This window comes from Belliella kenyensis (assembly GCF_022549675.1).
Classification (GTDB): Bacteria; Bacteroidota; Bacteroidia; order Cytophagales; family Cyclobacteriaceae; genus Belliella; species Belliella kenyensis.
This window is the reverse complement of sequence record NZ_JAKZGR010000013.1, coordinates 107,120-127,450: the sequence shown is the minus strand read 5'-3', so window position 1 is coordinate 127,450 and position 20,331 is coordinate 107,120. Positions and strand designations below refer to the sequence as shown.

General features: G+C 38.7%; 13 protein-coding genes. 9 read left to right on the top strand and 4 right to left on the bottom strand.

Annotated features, from left to right (window positions below):
- Positions 1-98 precede the first annotated feature (98 nt).
- A complete protein-coding gene (locus MM214_RS14315) occupies positions 99-329 on the bottom strand; it encodes a hypothetical protein (protein ID WP_241296326.1) in 231 nt (76 codons plus the stop codon).
- Between the two features lie 171 nt (positions 330-500).
- On the opposite strand from MM214_RS14315, the gene MM214_RS14310 reads away from it, so the two are divergent.
- A complete protein-coding gene (locus tag MM214_RS14310) occupies positions 501-1,478 on the top strand; it encodes a GlxA family transcriptional regulator (RefSeq protein WP_241296324.1) in 978 nt (325 codons plus the stop codon).
- 90 nt (positions 1,479-1,568) lie between these two features.
- Complete coding sequence (locus MM214_RS14305; protein ID WP_241296322.1) at positions 1,569-2,000, top strand: SRPBCC domain-containing protein; 432 nt, start codon at positions 1,569-1,571, stop codon at positions 1,998-2,000.
- 62 nt (positions 2,001-2,062) lie between these two features.
- On the opposite strand, the gene MM214_RS14300 is transcribed toward MM214_RS14305, so the two are convergent.
- A complete protein-coding gene (locus MM214_RS14300) occupies positions 2,063-6,100 on the bottom strand; it encodes a hybrid sensor histidine kinase/response regulator transcription factor (RefSeq protein ID WP_241296320.1) in 4,038 nt (1,345 codons plus the stop codon).
- Positions 6,101-6,382: 282 nt separating this feature from the next.
- Between MM214_RS14300 and MM214_RS14295 the strand changes: the two genes are divergently transcribed.
- From MM214_RS14295 to MM214_RS14275, 5 genes are all read left to right on the top strand, one after another.
- The gene (locus MM214_RS14295) at positions 6,383-9,442 is read left to right on the top strand and encodes a SusC/RagA family TonB-linked outer membrane protein (RefSeq protein ID WP_241296319.1); all 3,060 of its coding nucleotides are present in this window, start codon (positions 6,383-6,385) and stop codon (positions 9,440-9,442) included.
- 22 nt (positions 9,443-9,464) lie between these two features.
- Positions 9,465-10,994 (top strand): RagB/SusD family nutrient uptake outer membrane protein, encoded by a 1,530-nt coding sequence (locus MM214_RS14290; RefSeq protein ID WP_241296318.1) that lies wholly within the window; start codon positions 9,465-9,467, stop codon positions 10,992-10,994.
- 215 nt (positions 10,995-11,209) lie between these two features.
- Complete coding sequence (locus MM214_RS14285; protein WP_241296317.1) at positions 11,210-12,277, top strand: family 43 glycosylhydrolase; 1,068 nt, start codon at positions 11,210-11,212, stop codon at positions 12,275-12,277.
- Positions 12,278-12,284: 7 nt separating this feature from the next.
- Positions 12,285-14,306, top strand: a complete 2,022-nt coding sequence (locus tag MM214_RS14280; RefSeq protein WP_241296316.1) for a glycoside hydrolase family protein — start codon at positions 12,285-12,287, stop codon at positions 14,304-14,306.
- 130 nt (positions 14,307-14,436) lie between these two features.
- Positions 14,437-14,622 (top strand): hypothetical protein, encoded by a 186-nt coding sequence (locus tag MM214_RS14275; protein WP_241296315.1) that lies wholly within the window; start codon positions 14,437-14,439, stop codon positions 14,620-14,622.
- 45 nt (positions 14,623-14,667) lie between these two features.
- Here MM214_RS14275 and MM214_RS14270 read toward each other — a convergent pair whose 3' ends face one another.
- Entirely contained in the window at positions 14,668-15,675 is a 1,008-nt protein-coding gene (locus MM214_RS14270; protein ID WP_241296314.1) for an LLM class flavin-dependent oxidoreductase, read from the bottom strand.
- A gap of 268 nt (positions 15,676-15,943) precedes the next feature.
- On the opposite strand from MM214_RS14270, the gene MM214_RS14265 reads away from it, so the two are divergent.
- A complete protein-coding gene (locus MM214_RS14265) occupies positions 15,944-16,570 on the top strand; it encodes an alpha-ketoglutarate-dependent dioxygenase AlkB family protein (RefSeq protein ID WP_241296313.1) in 627 nt (208 codons plus the stop codon).
- A gap of 414 nt (positions 16,571-16,984) precedes the next feature.
- On the opposite strand, the gene MM214_RS14260 is transcribed toward MM214_RS14265, so the two are convergent.
- Positions 16,985-19,099, bottom strand: a complete 2,115-nt coding sequence (locus tag MM214_RS14260) for a M28 family metallopeptidase (RefSeq protein WP_241296312.1) — start codon at positions 19,097-19,099, stop codon at positions 16,985-16,987.
- Positions 19,100-19,193: 94 nt separating this feature from the next.
- Between MM214_RS14260 and MM214_RS14255 the strand changes: the two genes are divergently transcribed.
- A complete protein-coding gene (locus MM214_RS14255) occupies positions 19,194-20,285 on the top strand; it encodes a 6-phosphofructokinase (RefSeq protein ID WP_241296311.1) in 1,092 nt (363 codons plus the stop codon).
- Positions 20,286-20,331 lie beyond the last annotated feature (46 nt).

Here is a 20,331-nt window from a genome sequence, read left to right as displayed (position 1 = left end):
TAATAAGGGTTTTGTGATTTTTTTTTAAGAAGTTTTGATATTGAATCTTAGTATCAAACGCTCCATAATAATTTTGGAATCTATTCCTAAGCAATCTCTTAAATGTCTTCTAATACTTTGATGTGAATGTTCATAGCGTGAGCTATTTCTTCTACGATACTTGAATCAATTTCCATTTGATTTTCGATTCTTAAAATATGATCACAATCCTCCAAGTCAAAATTGACCCTATAAGTAGGAAATCTCTTCATGATAAATCCTTCAAATGCCTTTGCCTCTTTTATATTTGTGATGTTTGTTGCAAATACTTCAACCATACGATAAGCCATTGAATTACTTTTTGATATACAAAGCTAAGATTAAATCCACTAACTTGTGCTGGTAAATACGACATAGTAAAAGGTTGAATGCGACAGGGAAAAATCTCAACTTCGCCAATTGAAATATTGTCATTTCATGGCAAATAATAGATTCGCCAAGTATCACTTAAATTTGGAAATATGAAACATGTATCAATTTTACTTCTGAATCATGTAAACCTTGGCAGCATGGAAAATGCCAGACTTGGATTGCTAGAAGCTAACGAGTACCTAAAGTCAAGAGGCAAGATGGGGATTTTTGATGTTCAGTTAGTCGGGCTATCAGAAGAAGTTCAGCTCAATGATGGTAGATACAGTTTGAGGCCAGATCGCACCATAAATCAAGTTCAGAGTACTGACTTGATTATCATTCCTCCCGTGCACTTTGATATTGAATCTGGGATCAAATCGAACCAAAATTTCATTCCATGGATTAGCCAACATTTCAGCCAAGGTGCAGAGGTAGTGTCATTATGCCTTGGAGCGTTTATTCTTGGATGTACAGGACTCCTTGATGGTAAAAAATGTGTAACTCATTGGAAGGCAGCTGAGCAATTTCAAAGCTTGTTTCCAAAAACAAATTATCAAGCAAGCGAATTACTGACAGATGATAATGGGATCTACACAGGCGGAGGCGCTTTTTCTTCGGCCAACTTGATCTTGTACTTAATAGAGAAGTTCGTCGATAGAGATGCAGCTATCTATTGTTCAAAAGTTTTCCAAATAGATATGGGAAGAACATCTCAATCTGAATTTATCATTTTTATTGGCCAAAAAGAGCACGGTGACGAGCCTATCATTCAAATTCAGGAGTTTGTAGAGAAAAATTTTCAGGACAAAATCAATGTTGAAGCACTTTCGGATAAATTCAGTTTGGTCAGGAGAACGCTTGAGAGGAGGTTCAAACTCGCCACTGGAAACACACTCCTAGAATATCTTCAGAGAGTTAGGGTTGAAGCAGCTAAAAGGAATTTGGAAAAATCTAAAAAGACTATCAATGAGGTAATGTATGAAGTAGGATATTCAGATACAAAGGCATTTAGAGATGTTTTCAAGAAGTACACAGGTATCACACCAGTGGCTTATAAGCAAAAATATGGGCTAGTCGAAGCCTTATAGGATGTCGTATATAGCCTTTTGTTTTGTCGTTTTTACTCAATGTCAATTTATTTTTTATACCTTAAATTTGACGTCAAAACCACAAGAGATATGAAAAATCCTATAGAAGTTCGTGTACATGTAAAAAGTAACTTAGCGCAAGTTTGGAATGCTTGGACAGATCCAAAACATATTGTGAATTGGAATTTCGCCACTCAAACATGGCATTGCCCTTTGGCTCAGCTAAAACTACACGCAGGTGGTAGTTTTTCATATACAATGGCAGCAAAAGATGGGAGTATGTCATTTGATTTCAAGGGTGTTTTTGAACTTGTTGAAGAAAAAAATAGACTCACATTTACTCTTGATGATGGGAGAGCTGTAGAAGTTAGTTTTCAACAGGAGGACGAGGATGTTTTATTGATTGAGCGATTTGAGCCAGATCAGTTGAATGATGTTGTATTACAAAAGGCAGGTTGGCAGGCAATTGTTGACAATTTCAAAGCATATGTAGAAGGTCTATCCGTGCATGAGAAAATTTAAATTAATGTTCAAATCTTGAAATCACTTTGTGAGAAAAGTGAAGCCTAATGGAATTTGTTCCTCTACTTCTGGTAATCCTTTGGCAACTCACCAAATTGTTTTTGAAAACACTTCGAAAAATAACTTGGTGAGTTGAATCCAACTTTGACACAAACCTCAGAAATGCTCAAAGAACCTGAGCTAAGTAATTCTGCGGCTTTTTTGAGTCTCACCAGACGAATATATTCATTTGGTGTGAGTTTAGAGACTCCTTTGATTTTCCGAAGAAGGCTAGACTGACTCATGTGAACCTTTTCTGCCAACTCATTGACGCCAAATTGCTCATTTGAAATTTCAGCGTCTATGATTTTATTGATTTCATGGAGAAATTTTTCATCTGCTTTGGTATGTGCGATACTCACTGACAACACCTGAGGAGACTTGGCAAAATTATCCCTTACTTGATCTCTGTATTTTAAGAGGTTTTTGGCTTGCAGTATCAAATATTCTACAGAGAAGGGTTTTTCTATATACACATCAGCACCTACCTCTAAGCCTTCCAGTTTTGATTGAATATTGTTTTTTGCAGTTAGTAATATCACTGGAATATGAGAATAGAGGAGGTCAGATTTTAACTGGTGACACATTGTAATACCGTCCATCACAGGCATCATGATATCAGAAATGATAAGGTCTACCTGATGAGCTTCCAAAATCCTCAATGCATCTTTACCATGATTAGCTTTGAGGATATGGTAATCATTTTTAAGGTTTGTTTCAATGAAAGTTTGTAATTCTCTGTTATCTTCTACCAAAAGGATGACTTGTTTTTCAATGGCATTTTTGATTGAGGTATTAGGGAAGTTTGCATCGTCTGCATCGAAGAATTCCTCTGATTCTATTTTATCTAGTTCAAAACTATGAGATTGATTTTTAGGTAGCTTTAGGATAAAGCTGTTTAGTTCATTTATATAAGTGGCTGAATAGGAGAGATTCCCTCCATGAAGTTCAGCAAGTGATTTGGCCAATGGAAGCCCCAATCCAGTTCCTTGTCGTGGCTTATTCGTCTCATCAGGATCTATCTGGAAAAATGGCTCAAAAATTTTCTCCTGATAAGATTCATCTATCAATTTTCCATCATTGGAAACTACAATCTCAAAATTCGTATCTTCTTCAGTAACTAACGCTATGTTGATATAGCTTGCAGCATATTTGATAGCATTGGATACCATATTGCTTACGATCTTGATCAGTTCTTCTTGATCCACGTCTGCAAAATACACATCTTGAATGCCTGTGACTTCAAACTTCAGTTGATTGGAGTAGGCAAGTGGCTGAAATCGGTAATGTAAGTCTATCAAGACTCTAGAAATGTCAGTCTTGACAAAATTCAATTGAAAACTTTGCTTCTCTGCCTTTCTGAAATCTAGCAGCTGATTGCTTAAATGAATCAATCGATCAGCATTTTTTTCCATGATTTTGAGGTTTTCTTTTGTATTATCCTCAAGTTTCTCTTCATTTTTGAGGATGATTTCGAGAGGTCCCTTGATCAAAGTCAATGGAGTTCTAATCTCATGAGTGATGTTGGTAAAGAATTCGATTTTCGCATTAAAGATTTCCTTTTCTTTTTGGGCTTCTAATATTTCTATATTCTTTTGATGTCTATTTTGTACCCTTTTTCTATAAGACAATATGATACTGATGATCAATATCATTAGTAATAAGAAATAGATAAAATATGCTAAAGGTGAATAATAAAAAGGAGGTTTGATAACTATCGACAAATTAGCTTCTTCTTGGCTTATTTCCCCTTGCTCGTTGATAGTTTTGACCAGCAGTGTATAATTCCCAGGAGCCAAGTTTGGGTAGCTCACTTCATTTGATTTTACAGGTTGATTCCATTCTTTCTCAAACCCTTCCAGCTTGTATAAGTATTTCCAAGATTCTGGCTGGGTAAAACCCAATGCAGCAAATGAAAGACTCAATGAAGATTGATCATGTGTTAAGACAATTTTGTTGGTTTGAGTGATAGAATGAGATAGAATCCCATCACTTGCTCCGACAATGATCTCCTTATTGAAAAGTTTGAGACCTGTGAAAGTAACCTTCGGCTCAAATGAGGATTTGGAAAAAGTCTTAGGGTCAAATACAATGAAGCCATTAAGTGAGCCAAAGTATAGCTTTCCATCGCTTGCCTTCAATCCTGATTTATAATTGAATTGATCTGACAAAAGCCCGTTTGATTTGGTAAATACTTCAATTTTTTGATTTGCTGAATTGTATTTTACCAAACCTCTATTGGTACTAAGCCAAAGCTGTCCCAGATCATCCTCGAGTATTTTGTAAATGGTGTTACTTGGAAGACCCATTGATAAATCAATGGTCTCAAATGCATCATTTTCTCTATCGAACCTTGCCAATCCATATCCTTCACTGCCAACCCAGAGGTTTTTCTTACTGTCTTCGAAAAGGGTTACTATTGCATTGCCTGGGAGTGATCTTTTATCATTTGGGTTAGTAAGATAATGTATCACTGTATCAGAACTAGGCTTATAACAAAACAGCCCATTATTGATAGTAGCAAACCAGATATTTCCATCAGTATCTTCCAGAATATCGTAGTAAAAGCTGATGCTGAGTTTGTCAAAAAAGTTCATTTGATTTTCTCCATGGCGCATTAGATATACTCCTGAGATGGTACCATACCATTTGTTGTTATTTGAATCTTTGCAGATTGCAAAGATATCAGTATCAAAGAGTGGGTTTTGCAGAGCAGATTGATCTAGTCTATCAAATCTACCTGATCTAATATCTAACTTGTCTAGTTTCAAGCCTTGGCTATGGCTAGAAATCCATAAATTATTCTGATCTATGAGTAGGCCATGGACATTGTGATAGCTCAGAGAATTCTTTGACTTATTGGGTAAGAAATTGATGAATGATTTATCGATGGGATTGAATTTGCTTAAGCCTGCATCCTCTGTGCCTATCCAAATATTTCCGTCTAGATCTTCCACCATTTCTCTGACCCTTTTTCCTTGTATAGAGTTTTGATTGATTACAGGATAGAATTTCTCAAAGTTGGTAGGGATGTTTGGTAAGTAATTGAGTCCACTAAAATAGGTTCCTATCCAAAATCCACCCTCTCTATCTTTATAAATAGAATAAGTAGCATTATCAGAAAGCGTGTAAGGATCGTTAGGATTTTGGGAGAAATGCTTGTATGTGTTTTGACTAAAATCATAAACATAAATCCCTTGCTCTGTACTGATCCATATTTCTTGACCATCACTCTTGGCGATGTTTCGTATGAAGAGTTTATTACCTGCATGATCCTCTTGAAGAATGGCTTTGATACCACCTGTTTCTTTGTTTAGTAATTTCAAGCCATTATTTTTTGTTCCTACTAGGAGGTCATTTCCACCGAGATCAAAGATTTCTAGTATCAAATCTTTTTTTAGGATTTGAGCAGATTTCTCATGTTTCAAAAAAGATTCATTTGCAGGTATAAACCTTTCCACACCACCTCCCAATATACCCACCCAGACGATACCTTTGTCATCTATAGTCAAAGATGATACAGAACCAGACCCAAGGCTTGATGGTCGGTTTGGGTCATGGCTGAATCGAATAAGTTTACGTTCATTTGGTTGATATCTATATACCCCAGCTGTACTTGAGGCTATCCAAATATTGCCAAGCGGATCTTCTTTGATCTTCAAAATTTGCCCCCATACTTGCTCTCCATTTTGATCCATAGTATCAAATGGATTGAATTTTTCCAAAATAGGATCGTATATGGAAATGCCTGCATTGGTGCCTATCCAAAGCATATTTTCACCATCCTCATGAAAGGATAGGATGTGGTTATTTCTCAATGAATTGCTATCACCTTGGATATTTTTATACACTTTAAATGTGTGGCCATCGTACCTGTTGAGCCCATCTTTGGTGCCGAACCACATGAATCCTTTGTGATCTTGATAGATAGTAAACACGGTGTTATGACTCAATCCATCTTCTACACCAAGGTGTCTGAAGTAAGGTTTTTGACTAAAAGCAAGATAAATGTTGCTTAACAAAAGGACACAGAATAGAAAGATTTTTGCCCTGGTTTGCATAGGTGGATTTTGGGGTATTTGGGTATTTGATACTAAAAGCTCATTGACTCCATGCAAGTAAATCAATTGCCGACACCAAGTAATGAAATAAATCAGTCACTTACTAAAACGCAGTATTCAATTTGAGTCGCTAGCAGGAATATTTTTATTAGTTGAAGGAATCGTTTCAGTGGATGCTGTAAAATCGATCTACATTCATGTTGCCGAAAGGACTGAGTGTTTACTTGTCCATAAATGAAAGGTGCAACTCAAAATTTAAATAATTATTAACCCAAAATGTCCATGAAAAGAAAGCTACAAAAATCAGCTTTATGGCTGCTATTTTTCCTCAGCTGTAATTACCTGCCTGCTTTGGCACAAAATGTCCAAACTGTGCGAGGAACTGTAGTAGATAAGTCCACAGGGGAAGTGTTTCCCGGCGCTACAGTCATCGAAAAAGGAACCTCTAATGGTACCGTGTCTGATATCGATGGGAATTTTCAAATACAAGTCTCTAGTGCTCAGAGTGTATTATTGGTCTCGTTTATCGGATTTATTCAGCAGGAGATACCGGTTGCGGGTAGAACTAACCTAACGATAGAACTCGAAGAAAACCTGAGTGATTTAGATGAAGTCGTGGTGATAGGCTATCAGACAGTGAAGAAGAAAGATCTCACAGGAGCTACCGCTGTGGTAGGAAGAGATAAGCAAAACAAAGTTACTGCTGCTTCATTAGGAGAATCATTGCAAGGGCTAGCTCCTGGAGTATCGGTAAGAAATGGTGGAGGACCAGGGCAGAATGCTCAAGTAGAAATCAGAGGTGTGGCAAGTTTTATCAATTCAAGCCCACTTTATGTGATAGATGGTATGATCGCAGATGCCAATCCTACAATCAATACCAACGATATAGAAACCATACAAATTTTAAAAGATGCTTCTGCGGCTGCTATATATGGTTCAAGAGCTGCTAATGGTGTGATCATCATCACTACTAAGCAAGGTGCCGAAGGAACTCCTCGTGTAAGTGTGACTGCCAAATATGGTATTCAACAACTGCCTCAAGGCTATCAGATGATGAACAATGTACAGTTTGCAGAAATGCAGAGAACTCAATTTGCCAATTCTGGCCTCACCGCTCCTGCAAGTGTAAGCACGGCATTCGATCCAAGTGTCAATACCAACTGGTACGATGAAGTCACGAGGCTTGGAAATGCTCAAGATTATAATGTGACATTATCAGGAGGATCTAAGAATTCAAGTTACCTCATTTCGGGATCTTTTTTTGAAAATAAGGGAGTACTCATTGGCCATGATTTTCAAAGAGCTGCTTTGAGAATCAATACCAAAAATACCAAAGGCAGAGTAACTTTTGGAGAAAATTTAATTTTCACAAACTCTATAACCAACTCGCCAGGAACAGGAAATCCATTCTATGACATGCCACTCAACCTACCCGTGATACCGGTGAGAGACAATAGATTTATCAGTGCAGCCAATCCAGATGGTTGGGGTAAAGGAACCACGGATGCTGTTACCTATGCTTGGAATCCAGTGGCGGTAAATGCCATCAATAGCTTTAGAAGTAATTTTGCCAAAGTAGTTGGTAATGCTTACTTGGATGTAGATATCATGGATGGTCTTGTTTACAGGTTCAATGCTGGTGCAGAATTGAGCTTTGACCACAACAAGCGCATGCGTAGAGCAGGTGAGTGGCACTTTAATCAGCCAGCAGCTCCAACCAATATCATCGAAGAAAGGTCACTTTTCTCAAGTTTTCTGTTGGAACATACCGTGAATTACAATAAAGTAATCAACAAACATAGCTTCTCTGGAGTAGTAGGACATTCGCAACAAATCACCAAAAGAGATGTACTCTCTGCTGGGCGAACAGACCTTCAGTCATTTGATGGGAGGTACTTGAATACTGTAAGCTCGGCCACGGGCGACCCGATTGCAGACGGTTTTATACCAGTTCAATATACCATTGCTGGCTTTCTGGGAAGGGCAAACTATACTTATGATGACCGCTACTTGATTACATTGACGGGTAGATATGATGCAGATTCGAGATTTGGAAGTGATAACAGATCAAGATTTTTCCCTTCTATCGCTGGTGGATGGAGAATTTCTGAAGAGTCGTTTTTCAGTTCTCTTGTTGTTTCTGATTTGAAGCTTCGTGCCTCATATGGTGAGCTAGGTATAGTCACAGTAGGTTCTTGGGATTACATCGGTTTTTTGAACTCTAATCCTAGAGCCATATTTGGACCAGATGAGCAAGCTTATGTAGGTGCGACACAAGCTAGACTTGCTAATCCTAATCTAGGATGGGAAAGAAGAATTAGTCACAACTTAGGTTTTGACTTAGGGCTATTTGATGATCAATTGACCCTATCCGCAGAATATTACAACTCATTGTCCAAAGATGTTTTGGTGAACTTACCGATAGCTTGGTACTTAGGTAATCTTGGCGGTGAACCAGCGGTCAATGCAGCCTCTATCAGAAACAGAGGGATAGAGATGGCTGCAACATATAGAAACATGAAACGTGCCCTCAAGTGGGATGTGTCAGCCAATGTGACTACTATCAGGAATAGAGTAATGGATGTGGGCAACCTTGGAGAAGGAATAGATTATATTCAAACGGGGATCACACGTTCGCAAATTGGAAGACCAATGGGTGAGTGGTACGTGCTCAAGACAGATGGGATTTTCCAAAGTGATGAAGAAATTAACAATCACACCAATTCAGACGGAAGAGTTATTCAGCCATTTGCAAGACCAGGTGATATTAGGTTTGTAGATATTAATGGGGATGGAGAGATCAACCAAGAAGATAGAACCTTTGTGGGTTCTCCTTGGCCGACCTTACAGACTGGTGCTCAGTTCAATGCTACTTACAAAAACTTCACTTTCAATATGCAGTGGATTGGAGTGTTTGGGCACAGGATAATGAATGGTGTAAGACGCGAGATAGATAGCTATCAAAACACGAATTTCAGAGCAGATATAAGCCCATGGACTCCGACCAATACCAATACCAATGATCCTAGAATAGGTGTTTCTGTAGGAGATCCTGGACTTATAGACAATGCAAGATTAGAAAGTGACAGATGGCTAGAGGATGGATCATACGTCCGATTGAGAAATGTGGAAATAGGCTACAACTTAAACATGGCCAGACTACAAAGATGGAATGTAAGCAATGCACGCTTATTTATAAGTGGCCAAAACTTGCTCACTTTTACCAAATACTCAGGACTTGATCCAGATGTCACAGGCAATGGAATACTAGAAAGAGGGTTTGACAATGGCAACTGGCCAGCTAGCAAGATTTATTCTCTTGGTTTACAGTTCGAATTTTAATTTTCCAAAAGCATTTTAAATCATGAAAAAGATTTCAAAATATATATTGATGGCAGCGTCAGCCTTAGTGTTGAGCTGTAGCCCAGAGTTGGATATTACTAATCCAAACCAGCCAACAATGGAGGTATTCTGGCAAAACGCCACAGATGCAGAGCAAGGAGTCAATGCTATTTATTCAACCTTTGCTAGACCAGGGATGTCTAGATGGATGCCAATTCTTCACATAACAAGATCAGATGAAGGATTTTCGGGTAGTCCTTGGTCAGACTTGGCCAATGCTATGGGGGGATTTATCCAGCCTGATTATAATTTTGGACCTGTGATCGATGTATGGGTAGATTGTTATGTAGGGATTTTTCGAGCCAATCAAGTCTTGGATAATGTCCCATCAATAGAGATGGATAGTGCATTGAAAAATAGACTTTTGGGAGAGGCTTATTTTCTTAGAGCTTATTTCTACTATAACTTGGCTTTGCTTTGGGGAAATGTTCCTATGATGCTAGAAGCTTCCAAACCTACAGACCTACCACCTACCACTCCACAAGCTCAGGTATGGGCACAAGTTGAGTTGGATCTGGGTAGAGCAGTTGATGGTCTTCCAGCTGTATACCCTAATAGTAGAGATTTGGGTAGAGTTACAAAAGGAGCAGCACAGGCTTTACTTGCCAAAGTGTTCATGCAGCAGGGTAAATATGCACAAGCTGAAACCCCACTCAATTGGCTCGTGACAGGTGAAGGCGCATCTATTTACAACCTTATGCCAAATTACAGAGATAATTTTTTGATCACTTCAGAAAACAACCAAGAATCTGTATTTGAGTGGCAGTTCACTGTCAATGCTACAGAGGTGACAGATAACGATGTAAGTACTCCAAACCATAATTATGGCACTTCAATTCCTCAGTTTCTAGCACCTCCGGGTATAGGCTGGGCTGATGCTGAGGCTAGGACTTGGGCAATAGCTGAATTTTTGAAAGAGCAAACGACCTCTGGCAATAGAGACCCAAGACTTGCCGCTTCCTATTTGTATGCTTTTACGGATGAGCGAGGGCCAGATTTCAGCATGGTTTATGGACAATCATTCACTCAGCGATATGGAGCTGGTAATTCAAGAGCTTTCTTTAGAAAATTCCTCAATGATCATTGGAAAAATGAGGAAGGCTATAGGTCTCCTAACAATTACCGTGTGATCAGGTATGCAGATGTACTTTTGATGTACGCTGAGGTGCTTAATGCAACAGGAAGAACAAGCCAAGCCTATCCACATGTAGATCGGGTGAGGGCTAGAGTTGGTCTGCCTACATTGTCTACAGCAAGACCAGGTCTAAGTCAAGCGGCATTTTTGGAGCAGTTGAAGCATGAAAGATTACTTGAGCTATCAGGTGAGGGACATCGCTGGTCTGATCTCGCTAGATGGGGTGATCTTGGAAGAGATTTAGCTCCTAGAGATCCAGGGTTCAATAACTTTGTGGTTGGAAGACATGAGTTTCTGCCGATTCCTCAAAGAGATCTAGATATCAACAAGAACCTTGTCCAAAATCCAGGTTGGTGATGAGTAAATAGGCATTCTTTGTTTGATGTATATTTTAAATTACCCTAGTAGCAATTGATTTCAGGTATTTATTTAGAATCGCCGATAGTGTCTAAGTTATGCGGATTCTGATCGATATGAGCCGATAATTAATGAAGTGAAAAAGTTTCAACCTATTAGATCTAATTGGGAGCAGGGAATTTCCCTGTTCCTTTTAAACTTATAAATGTTTCAATATGAATTATTTAAGATTGAGTTTAGGGCTAGTTTCAATGCTCTTCTTGACCGCAGGAGGTTGTGGAGATCCCGAAAATGATAATCCCAATCAGGGAGGAAATGAACCCGGAGAAGTCCTAGCTACTTATGTAAATCCTGTATTTAGGCCAGTATTAGCAGATCCATCCGTTCTAGAGCATGAGGGGATTTTTTATGCCTATGGTACTGAGGACAATTGGGGAAATGAAGGTGGTCATAAATTGGTTCCAATTGTGAAATCTAAAGATCTTGTAAATTGGGAATTGGCAGGCACAGCTTTTCCTTCTAAGCCAACTTGGAAGGATCAAGGCGGCCTTTGGGCACCTGATGTAGTAAAAGTAGGAAATCAATTCTTTATGTACTATTCGTATTCTACTTGGGGAGATCCTAACCCCGGAATAGGCTTAGCTATAGCCAATAAGCCAGAAGGCCCATTTATTGACCAAGGTAAATTTTTCCTTTCTCAAGAGATTGGTGTAGCCAATTCTATTGATGCATTTTATATGGAAGATGATGAGAAAAAATACCTTTTTTGGGGTAGTTTTCATGGAATATATGCAGTAGAACTAGCTGATGATGGAAAAAGTGTCAAGGGTGAAAAAGTCCACATAGGGTACAATCACTTGGAGGCTAGTTATGTACACAAAAAAGATGGGAAGTACTATTACTTTGGGTCAGAAGGATCATGTTGTGATGGTGCCAATAGTTCGTACCGGGTAAGAGTAGCTGTTTCTGATAATATATTGGGACCTTATTTAGACAAGGCTGGAAATGATATCAAGTTGGGGAATTTTGGAGAAGTAATTTTGAGTGGTAATTCCGAGAACTATGGCTTTGCAGGCCCAGGACACAATGGTCATATTATGACTGACGATGCCGGAGATGATTGGATTTTGTATCATGCCATTCCAAAAGGTAATCCATTACTACAAAATGGCGCAAGCCGCAGACCTTTGATGCTTGATAAGTTGATTTGGAAAGACGGTTGGCCAACCATAGAACGAGGAGTGCCTAGTTTGAGCAGTAAACCAGCACCAAAATTCAATTGATTAAATTATGAAAATGAAATTACCAATTCTTATACTACTGGTGTTTTGTACTTTGGGTATTAAGCTTCATGCATTTCAATACAATGAAGCAACCTATGAGTTGAAATTGCTAAAGCCAGGAAACCCCTCATCAAGTATCACCATAAAGTTAGATAATACAGGAAGTTACCCCGCAAATGATGATGTTCCTTTGGATATAAAAGTGCAAGTCAGTAATGAAGCAGATTATGCTGATATAAAGATTGATATTGTTGCTAAAGAAAATGTCTATTTTAATTTTTCTTCAAAAATCCAATTTGAAGATATAGCATATGATCCAGGAATGATACTTCTCCCAGGATACTGGTATCGTAAAAACTTGAGATCTCCAGATAATGCACCTTCTGTGAGGGAATCTACAAATTGGCTGATAAGAGAGGATAGACTGAGTACGCCTTTGGTCAGTGTCTTTGACCCAAGTAGACAATATGGCTACAGCTTGATACGTATGGATGATATACTTACGACAGCTTTGACTACTCATGACTCTGGCGAGGTGATTCTTTCTGGGGATTCTGATTTGGGAGCTTTAGGATTTGGAAAAAATGGAGACTATACTTATCTCGAGTTTGCCTACCCACATGCAGAGCATCCTTACACATATATCAGGAAGCTGACACTTGTAGAGCCTGTTACAGCATTTTCCAAGCTTGGAAAAGGTCAAAAACGAACCTTGAATTATCGAATCCAAAAGCATGAAAGCAAAGACTACTCTGATTTTGTTGCTTCGATTTGGCATCACAGTTATGATATATTGACCCCTGTTCCACTGAGAGATCAAAAATTTACTGATCTAGAAATCAAGAAAGAATTGGTGAAATATTTCAAATCCTCTTATGTTGATTTCGAAACGCTAAAAGGTTTCTCTGGAGTACATATAGAAACAGCTTCCTGCGAGTCCACGGGAATATTAGAGATAGGCTTTATCGGAAGAGTTCTGCTCAATGCATTCAATGCTCTTGAGTTTGCAGAAGCTAATCATGACCAAGAGTTGCTGGACATGGCACATGCGATCTTTGCAAGCTATGAGGCCAATGGTTTCAATAAAGATGGACTGATAAGAGAAGTTGTCGATTTTGATAAAAGAACTGAAACAAATGTCTACTCTATCCGAAGACAATCTGAAGGACTCTATGCAATGCTCTTTTATCTTCAATATGAGCGTAGGATGAAAAGAGCACATCCCATTCTAGAGAGCAAAGTAAGGACTCTATTCGATGCTTTGATGAAGTTACAAATGCCCGATGGGAGTTTTCCGAGAAAGTTCGATACCAAGCTTCAAGTGATAGATGAGACAGGCGGAAGTACTCCATCTATAGTACTGCCATTGGCAATGGCTTATCAGTACTTCAAGGATAAAAAATATTTGGATATAGCCAGAAAAGTGGTGCAATATCAGGAGGAGGCTATTATAGGCCCTTCGGATTATTTTTCCTCTACCTTGGATGCAGATTGTGAAGACAAAGAAGCATCCTTGTACGCAGCCACAGCGATGTATTATATGGCGCAAATTACCAAAGGAAAAGAAAGAGATCATTATGTGAAACTTGCAAAGAAAGCTGCATACTTTACACTGTCATGGTACTACACCTGGGACGTACCTTTTGCTCAAGGACAGATGCTAGGAGACATTGGGCTCAAGAGTAGGGGATGGGGTAATGTATCTGTAGAAAACAACCACATAGATGTATTTATCTTTGAATTTGATGAAGTTTTAGATTGGTTGGCAGAAGAGACCAATGAAAAGGATTTTGCAGCATTTGCTCAAGTAATTCGAACATCTATGAGGGAACAGTTGCTCCCGCATCAAGACAACTTGATGGGCATAGCTAAGCCAGGATACTATCCGGAAGTCGTACAGCATACTGCATGGGACTATGGCAAAAATGGAAAGGGTTTCTACAACGATATTTTTGCACCTGGTTGGACCGTAGCATCTATCTGGGAGTTGTTAACCCTTGGTCGTACTTCAAATTACTTTCGAAAGTGAATTTGATTCTATGAATAAGATTAATTTGGGATTAAATACTATTTAAATTAGTAAAATTTAAGATGTTTAGTATTTCTAGCATGGCTTTTGTTTCATATGATATATCCATAAGGACTAAAACCAACAAACTATGAAACAATTATTTGCATGGATGCTTTTGGCCGGGATGGCTACATTAGCATCATGTGGTAACAAAACCACAGAAGATACCCTTCTCGAACCAGAAGAACCAGAAGTGTACGAAGACACCACTTACACCAATGAGACCATCGAGGAGTTGGAAGAAATGGAGATGGAACGTGACACTCTGAACTAAAATTTGATACTTAAATAGACCTGCAATTTGCAGGTCTATTTATTTTTATCGGTTGATTTCACCCATGATCTCAGCAAAATATTCAGCTGATTTTAACCTGTCCTCCAAGTGATACGTGTTCATGACGGCAATTAGCTCATCAACTTTTGTTTCCTTCAGGAAATTTTTCACCTGTTTCTTTACTGTCTCTTTACTTCCGACAAATGCATACTTGAGCATTTGAGCCACGGAAGGATGAGATAGTAAGCTCCTTAATTCATCAGTCATCTCGCCTGGAGGCTGAAGCCCCTGGCGATTGCCAGACAACACACCCAAAAACATACGAATCAGCGTGGTAAACTGTCTTTCCGCTTCTTCATCTGTATCAGCAATGATGATATTCACGCCTGCCATCGTATAAGGATTCGAAAGTAATGTGGATGGTTGAAATTCATTACGATAAATATTGAGCGCATTGAGCAGGTGTGAAGTAGCAAAATGACTTGCAAAAGCGTAGGGTAATCCTTTCTTAGCAGCTAAATGGGCACTATCTGTACTAGAACCCAAGATGAAAATTGGGACATCCGTTCCTTCGGCTATGGTAGCTCTTACTTTGGATGTCTTGTTGTCTGCTGAAAAATATCTTTGAATTTTTTCTAGCTCTTCTGGGAATGCATAAGCAGCTTTCATGAAGTCCGACCTGATGGCTTGTGCAGTTTCTGTATCGGTACCTGGTGCTCTTCCTATTCCTAAGTCAATTCGGCTAGGATACAAATGTGCAAGCGTGCCAAACTGCTCTGCAATGATTAGTGGAGAATGATTGGGAAGCATTATACCACCTGATCCTACCTTGATTTTACTTGTGTTTTCAGCAACATAGCCTATGAGCAAAGAAGTTGCGCTGCTTCCAATATTCTCTGAATTATGGTGTTCCGCAAACCAAAATCTCGAATACCCCAAGTGCTCAGCTTGTTTGGCAAGTATGAGGGAGTTATTTAAAGTCTTTTTTATGGAGTCGCCTTGAGGCACAAGTGCTAGCTCAAGGATAGCATATGATATGGTATTTTTTGTCATGGTTTGAGTCAATGAATCGGCTAGAGAAACCTCTCATTGGAATTTATAGCATGGATAATTTGTCCTTTTTTGGACCATTTAAATTAATTGAAACAGAAGGGAAATCGCATATATAAAATGATTGTGAAGGCATAAAAGTTCAATTACTACAATTTTAATCCAATCTTCATTTTAACAATTTGCACCTATATTTGCTTTGTATACTATTAGGTTTCAATAATCAAGTAAAGGATAATGAGCTTCTTTACCTTTATAATCAATTTGTAAGATGGATTTGTTTGGAAATCAAAGAGATATTTCTAAAAACTGTTTGCCTAAAGATGGGGAAGTTTTTTACTATGGGAAAATTTTCACCTTTGAAGAAGCCAAAGATTATTTTGATGAATTGTGGCACAATATCGATTGGAAGAATGATGAAGCTTTGATCTATGGCAAGCGAATCATTACCAAAAGAAAGGTGGCTTGGTATGGCGATGAGCCTTTTGAATACACTTATTCCAAAGTCACCAAAAAAGCGCTTTTATGGACTGATTCTTTGTTGCGGCTGAAAAAAAAGATTGAAGAAGTATCAGGAGAAACTTATAACTCTTGCCTACTAAATCTGTACCACAGTGGAGAAGAAGGCATGGCTTGGCATAGCGATGGAGAGAAAGATTTGAAAAAAAATGGGACCATTGGTTCTGTGAGTTTTGGAGCTGAAAGAAAATTTGCATTCAAACACAAAGATTCCAAAGAAGTAGTATCCATGATATTGGAGCATGGCAGTCTACTCGTGATGAAAGGTACTACTCAAAGCCATTGGCTACACCGACTACCTCCAACCAAAACTGTGTATAGTCCACGGATTAACTTAACCTTCAGAACTATAGTGAAAAATAATGATCAAAAAATTTAATTGCTGATAATTTTTTTTTTGAAATCTGAAATTAAAGAACTTCACAAATACCCCTAGAAATTTTCGATTTAGCTTACTTAGCTTATTGTTTCTAATCACATACATCACTTACCAACTAACCTATTTTCAAAAAGAAGATAGTTCCTAAATCCCATCGTCTCTTATTGCATCTATTCATAAAATCATTTCCCTAATAGTCAAAATAATAGATTAATTGCTGTCATATGACACTTCAATATTTCCCCTTCACCCCTTCAACCCTCCAACCCTTCAACCCATCAATCCTTCAACCCTCCACCCCTTCAATCCTTCACCCCTCCATCCCTCCATCCCTTCAACCCTTCAACCCTTCAATCCTTCAATCCTTCAATCCTTCAACCCTTCAACCCTTCAACCCTTCAATCCTTCAATCCTTCAACCCACCACATGAATCAATTTTATTAAATTTTTTAATTTGTTTCGAAGGTCTTCTATGGCTGTAGCATATCGGATATCCCATTCGTCCAAACGTTCAGAAGATTTTAACTCTATTTCATATTGAAGTCCTGGGAGAATCCATGAAGCATAGCCACTAAAAGGATCATTGGATGCATAAATCGATCTGTACCATGATCCAAAATACATTCCCTTTGGATCTAAGAATGATTTCTCCAAACTTAAAAGGATCTTGTTGACATCTTTCAAGGCCTTTTTGTTATCTACATTATTTTCAGTTAGAAAGTCGGACATGATTTTTTCCAGCTCTAATTGTGTTTCTTCTAAAGCTTCCAAAGATTGCTGAACTCTTTGAAAACCTGAGAAGTTGCTGTCAAACTTTCTGATTTGTTCATTGGCATTGGTGAAATGAATTTTTAGATCCCTTGAATATCTGCTGATTTGGTAAGGAATAATAGGGGCATTTGCCAATCTCAATGTCATAATACCAACTACTTGCTCCATCATTCCACCCATTTTGAAACTTGGGTCAGCAAATTTTTCATAGAAATAAAGGTTATCATAGTTGGTATGATAAAGTGTCGGTCCGCTTGCTCCTCCGCTAAGGGAAGGAATTCCTGCATGCATATAGAAAGCAATGTGATCAGATCCACCTCCTAGGTTTCCTATAGAAGGTTCTTCTTTGTCTTTGGTCCATACTTCATACACAGTTTTAGAAGAATCGGGAAAATTCACCGCTTTTGAAGCTTCTACGATTAGATTTTTTAATGTAGGAGAAGAAGACATGCCAAAATTCCTTCCTGATACAGCTGCATCCAAGTTGATATAGGCCACAGCTTTGGTTTGCAATTCATCACGAAACTGTTCCACCCATTCTGTCGAACCAATGACACCATGTTCCTCTGCATCCCAATGGGCTATCAAGATGGATCTCTTAGGAATATTGCCTTCTTTTGCCATTTTTCCGAGTGATTCACTCAAAGCCAAAAGCATAGCTGTACCACTATTTGGATCTGTAGATCCGAAAGACCATGCATCGTAGTGACATCCTAAGATGATCCATTCATCTGGTAATTCTGATCCTTTGAGTGTTCCTATCACATTATTAGCTCTTACGAATTCACGTTTTTGCTCTACTTTTAGCCTGACTTGTAGGTTTTGATCACCTTCTAGTCTGTAAGTGAATGGAAGTCCCCCTTGCCAACCTGCTGGCACGGGTGATCCTTTCATTTTTTCTAAAATCAGTCTTGCAGATCCATATGGGATGGCAGTGACCGGAATAGTATGAAGCCCAACATCTTTTGGGTCTAGCCTTTTGATCTTTTGCTTAGCGTCTAGCGGTAATGCTGGCTCAAAAGGGGTCAAAGCATCTCCAGTCCAATCGACAGTAAGCAAAGAACCTCTTTGTATGGAAGTTTCATTGTAATAAATGCCCGAAGGGTAGGTAAGGCCCCTCATATATCCTGAATCCCCTGGGTCTGTATATATCAAAAGCCCTGCTGCTCCAGCTTCTTCTGCAAATTTTGCTTTGAATCCTCTGAAATTACCACCGTACCTCGCCAACACGATTTTTCCTTTCACATCAATACCTAAAGCTTTAAGTTTTTCAAAATCAGCCTTAGTGCCATAGTTGGCATACACCACCTCTGCCGTCACATCTCCGCTTCCAGAGAATGCGTTCCAGCCTTTACCTAGGTTGGGGTGAGAAGAAAATGGATCTTCTGTCAATACATCTTCCTGCTGATTGAGTGGTATTCTTTTAGGCAATACGATCTCTACAATGGATTCCCCTGGATTCTGTGATAAGTATACATCGTAAGGGTGTATTTTTACATCCCAGCCCGATCCTTTCATGCTTTCTACCAAATAATCTTTAACTTTTTCATTGGCAGCAGAGCCAGCAGGATGAGGGTCTGATGTGATGGCCGTTAGATGAGTTTTGAACCTCTTGAAATCAACCAATTCTAAAAATTCTTTCTCTATGCTAAGTTGATCTTCAGTAGATCTCTGAGAAAAGCCTTCAATTTTCTGAGCAAAGGCAGCATTGGTCATCCCAATCCCGATTAGCAGACTTACAAAGTGTAATATTTTCATTAATTTTTTTGTCATCAGTGGAAAACAAATATATCCAAGCTATCTTTATATCTACACAGAAATACTATAATCGGCTAAAATATATTTTATTAAGATGAAAAAATTACTTGTATGTACCGGAGGTGGTGATTGCCCTGGGCTGAACGCTGTCATCAGAGGCATTTTTAAAGCAGCAAAGAAATCCAAAGAATGGGAAGTATATGGAAGTATTGAGGCATTCAATGGCGTCATGAGTGATCCTCCACAGATCATAAAGCTTAAGAAATCAATTGTTGGTGGCATTCATGTCAAAGGTGGTACAATATTGAAAACGACGAATAAAGGAAATCCTTTACAATTTCCTGTACAGGATGAGAATGGCAATATTATTTTTGAAGATAGAACTGAGAGCTTGGCGGCGAAGATTAAAGAATTAGGCTTTGATGCTGTAATAAATATCGGTGGAGATGGTTCGCAGAAAATCTCTAATGCATTGTTTAAACTTGGTGTACCTATTATAGGAGTTCCAAAAACCATCGATAATGACCTTTCAGCTACGGATACTACTTTTGGATTTCAGACAGCAGTGCAGATAGCTACTGATAGCTTCGACAAACTCGTCACTACGGCAGAAAGTCATCATCGGGTGATGATCATGGAAGTCATGGGCAGAGATGCAGGATGGATCGCTTTACATACAGCCATAGCTGGTGGAGCTGAAATTTGCCTTATCCCTGAAATTCCCTATGACATTCAGAAAGTGAAAAAGAAAATCGATAGTAGGTATGAGCAGGGAAGAGGCTTTGTCAATATTGTCATAGCAGAAGGTGCCAAGGCTCAAGATGGTCAAGTTTTTGGCACTGCTAGAGAAACTGTCTCGGAGCACCTTAGACTCGGAGGTGTTGCTTTTCAATTGTCTCAAGAGTTGAAAGCAGCTGGATGCAAGCCAGAGATTAGGGAAACTGTATTAGGCCATATCCAGCGTGGAGGTACTCCTGTCAGTTATGATCGCGTACTAGCAACGATGTTTGGAGTGAAAGCTTTTGATTTGGTAAAAGAAGGAGCTTTTGGACAAATGGTATCCTTCAAAAACAATGATTATTGTTCTGTAAGTTTAGAAGAAGCTGTAAAGGATTATAATTTTGTGGATAAAGGAGGCTTCTTGGTGAGAGCAGCCAAAGCTATGGGTATGTCTTTTGGTGATTGATAAAAGTCACAAAATAGAAAATGTGGAGGGTTGAAGATCTAAATCG

Excerpts from the sequence above, each read along its gene's own strand:
- MM214_RS14255 (WP_241296311.1), top strand. The coding sequence starts at position 19,194 with ATGAAAAAATTACTTGTATGTACCGGAGGTGGTGATTGCCCTGGGCTG.
- MM214_RS14290 (WP_241296318.1), top strand. The coding sequence starts at position 9,465 with ATGAAAAAGATTTCAAAATATATATTGATGGCAGCGTCAGCCTTAGTG.
- MM214_RS14260 (WP_241296312.1), bottom strand. The coding sequence starts at position 19,099 with ATGAAAATATTACACTTTGTAAGTCTGCTAATCGGGATTGGGATGACC.
- MM214_RS14265 (WP_241296313.1), top strand. The coding sequence starts at position 15,944 with ATGGATTTGTTTGGAAATCAAAGAGATATTTCTAAAAACTGTTTGCCT.
- MM214_RS14300 (WP_241296320.1), bottom strand. The coding sequence starts at position 6,100 with ATGCAAACCAGGGCAAAAATCTTTCTATTCTGTGTCCTTTTGTTAAGC.
- MM214_RS14295 (WP_241296319.1), top strand. The coding sequence starts at position 6,383 with ATGAAAAGAAAGCTACAAAAATCAGCTTTATGGCTGCTATTTTTCCTC.
- MM214_RS14305 (WP_241296322.1), top strand. The coding sequence starts at position 1,569 with ATGAAAAATCCTATAGAAGTTCGTGTACATGTAAAAAGTAACTTAGCG.
- MM214_RS14285 (WP_241296317.1), top strand. The coding sequence starts at position 11,210 with ATGAATTATTTAAGATTGAGTTTAGGGCTAGTTTCAATGCTCTTCTTG.
- MM214_RS14275 (WP_241296315.1), top strand. The coding sequence starts at position 14,437 with ATGAAACAATTATTTGCATGGATGCTTTTGGCCGGGATGGCTACATTA.
- MM214_RS14280 (WP_241296316.1), top strand. The coding sequence starts at position 12,285 with ATGAAAATGAAATTACCAATTCTTATACTACTGGTGTTTTGTACTTTG.
- MM214_RS14270 (WP_241296314.1), bottom strand. The coding sequence starts at position 15,675 with ATGACAAAAAATACCATATCATATGCTATCCTTGAGCTAGCACTTGTG.
- MM214_RS14310 (WP_241296324.1), top strand. The coding sequence starts at position 501 with ATGAAACATGTATCAATTTTACTTCTGAATCATGTAAACCTTGGCAGC.
- MM214_RS14315 (WP_241296326.1), bottom strand. The coding sequence starts at position 329 with ATGGCTTATCGTATGGTTGAAGTATTTGCAACAAACATCACAAATATA.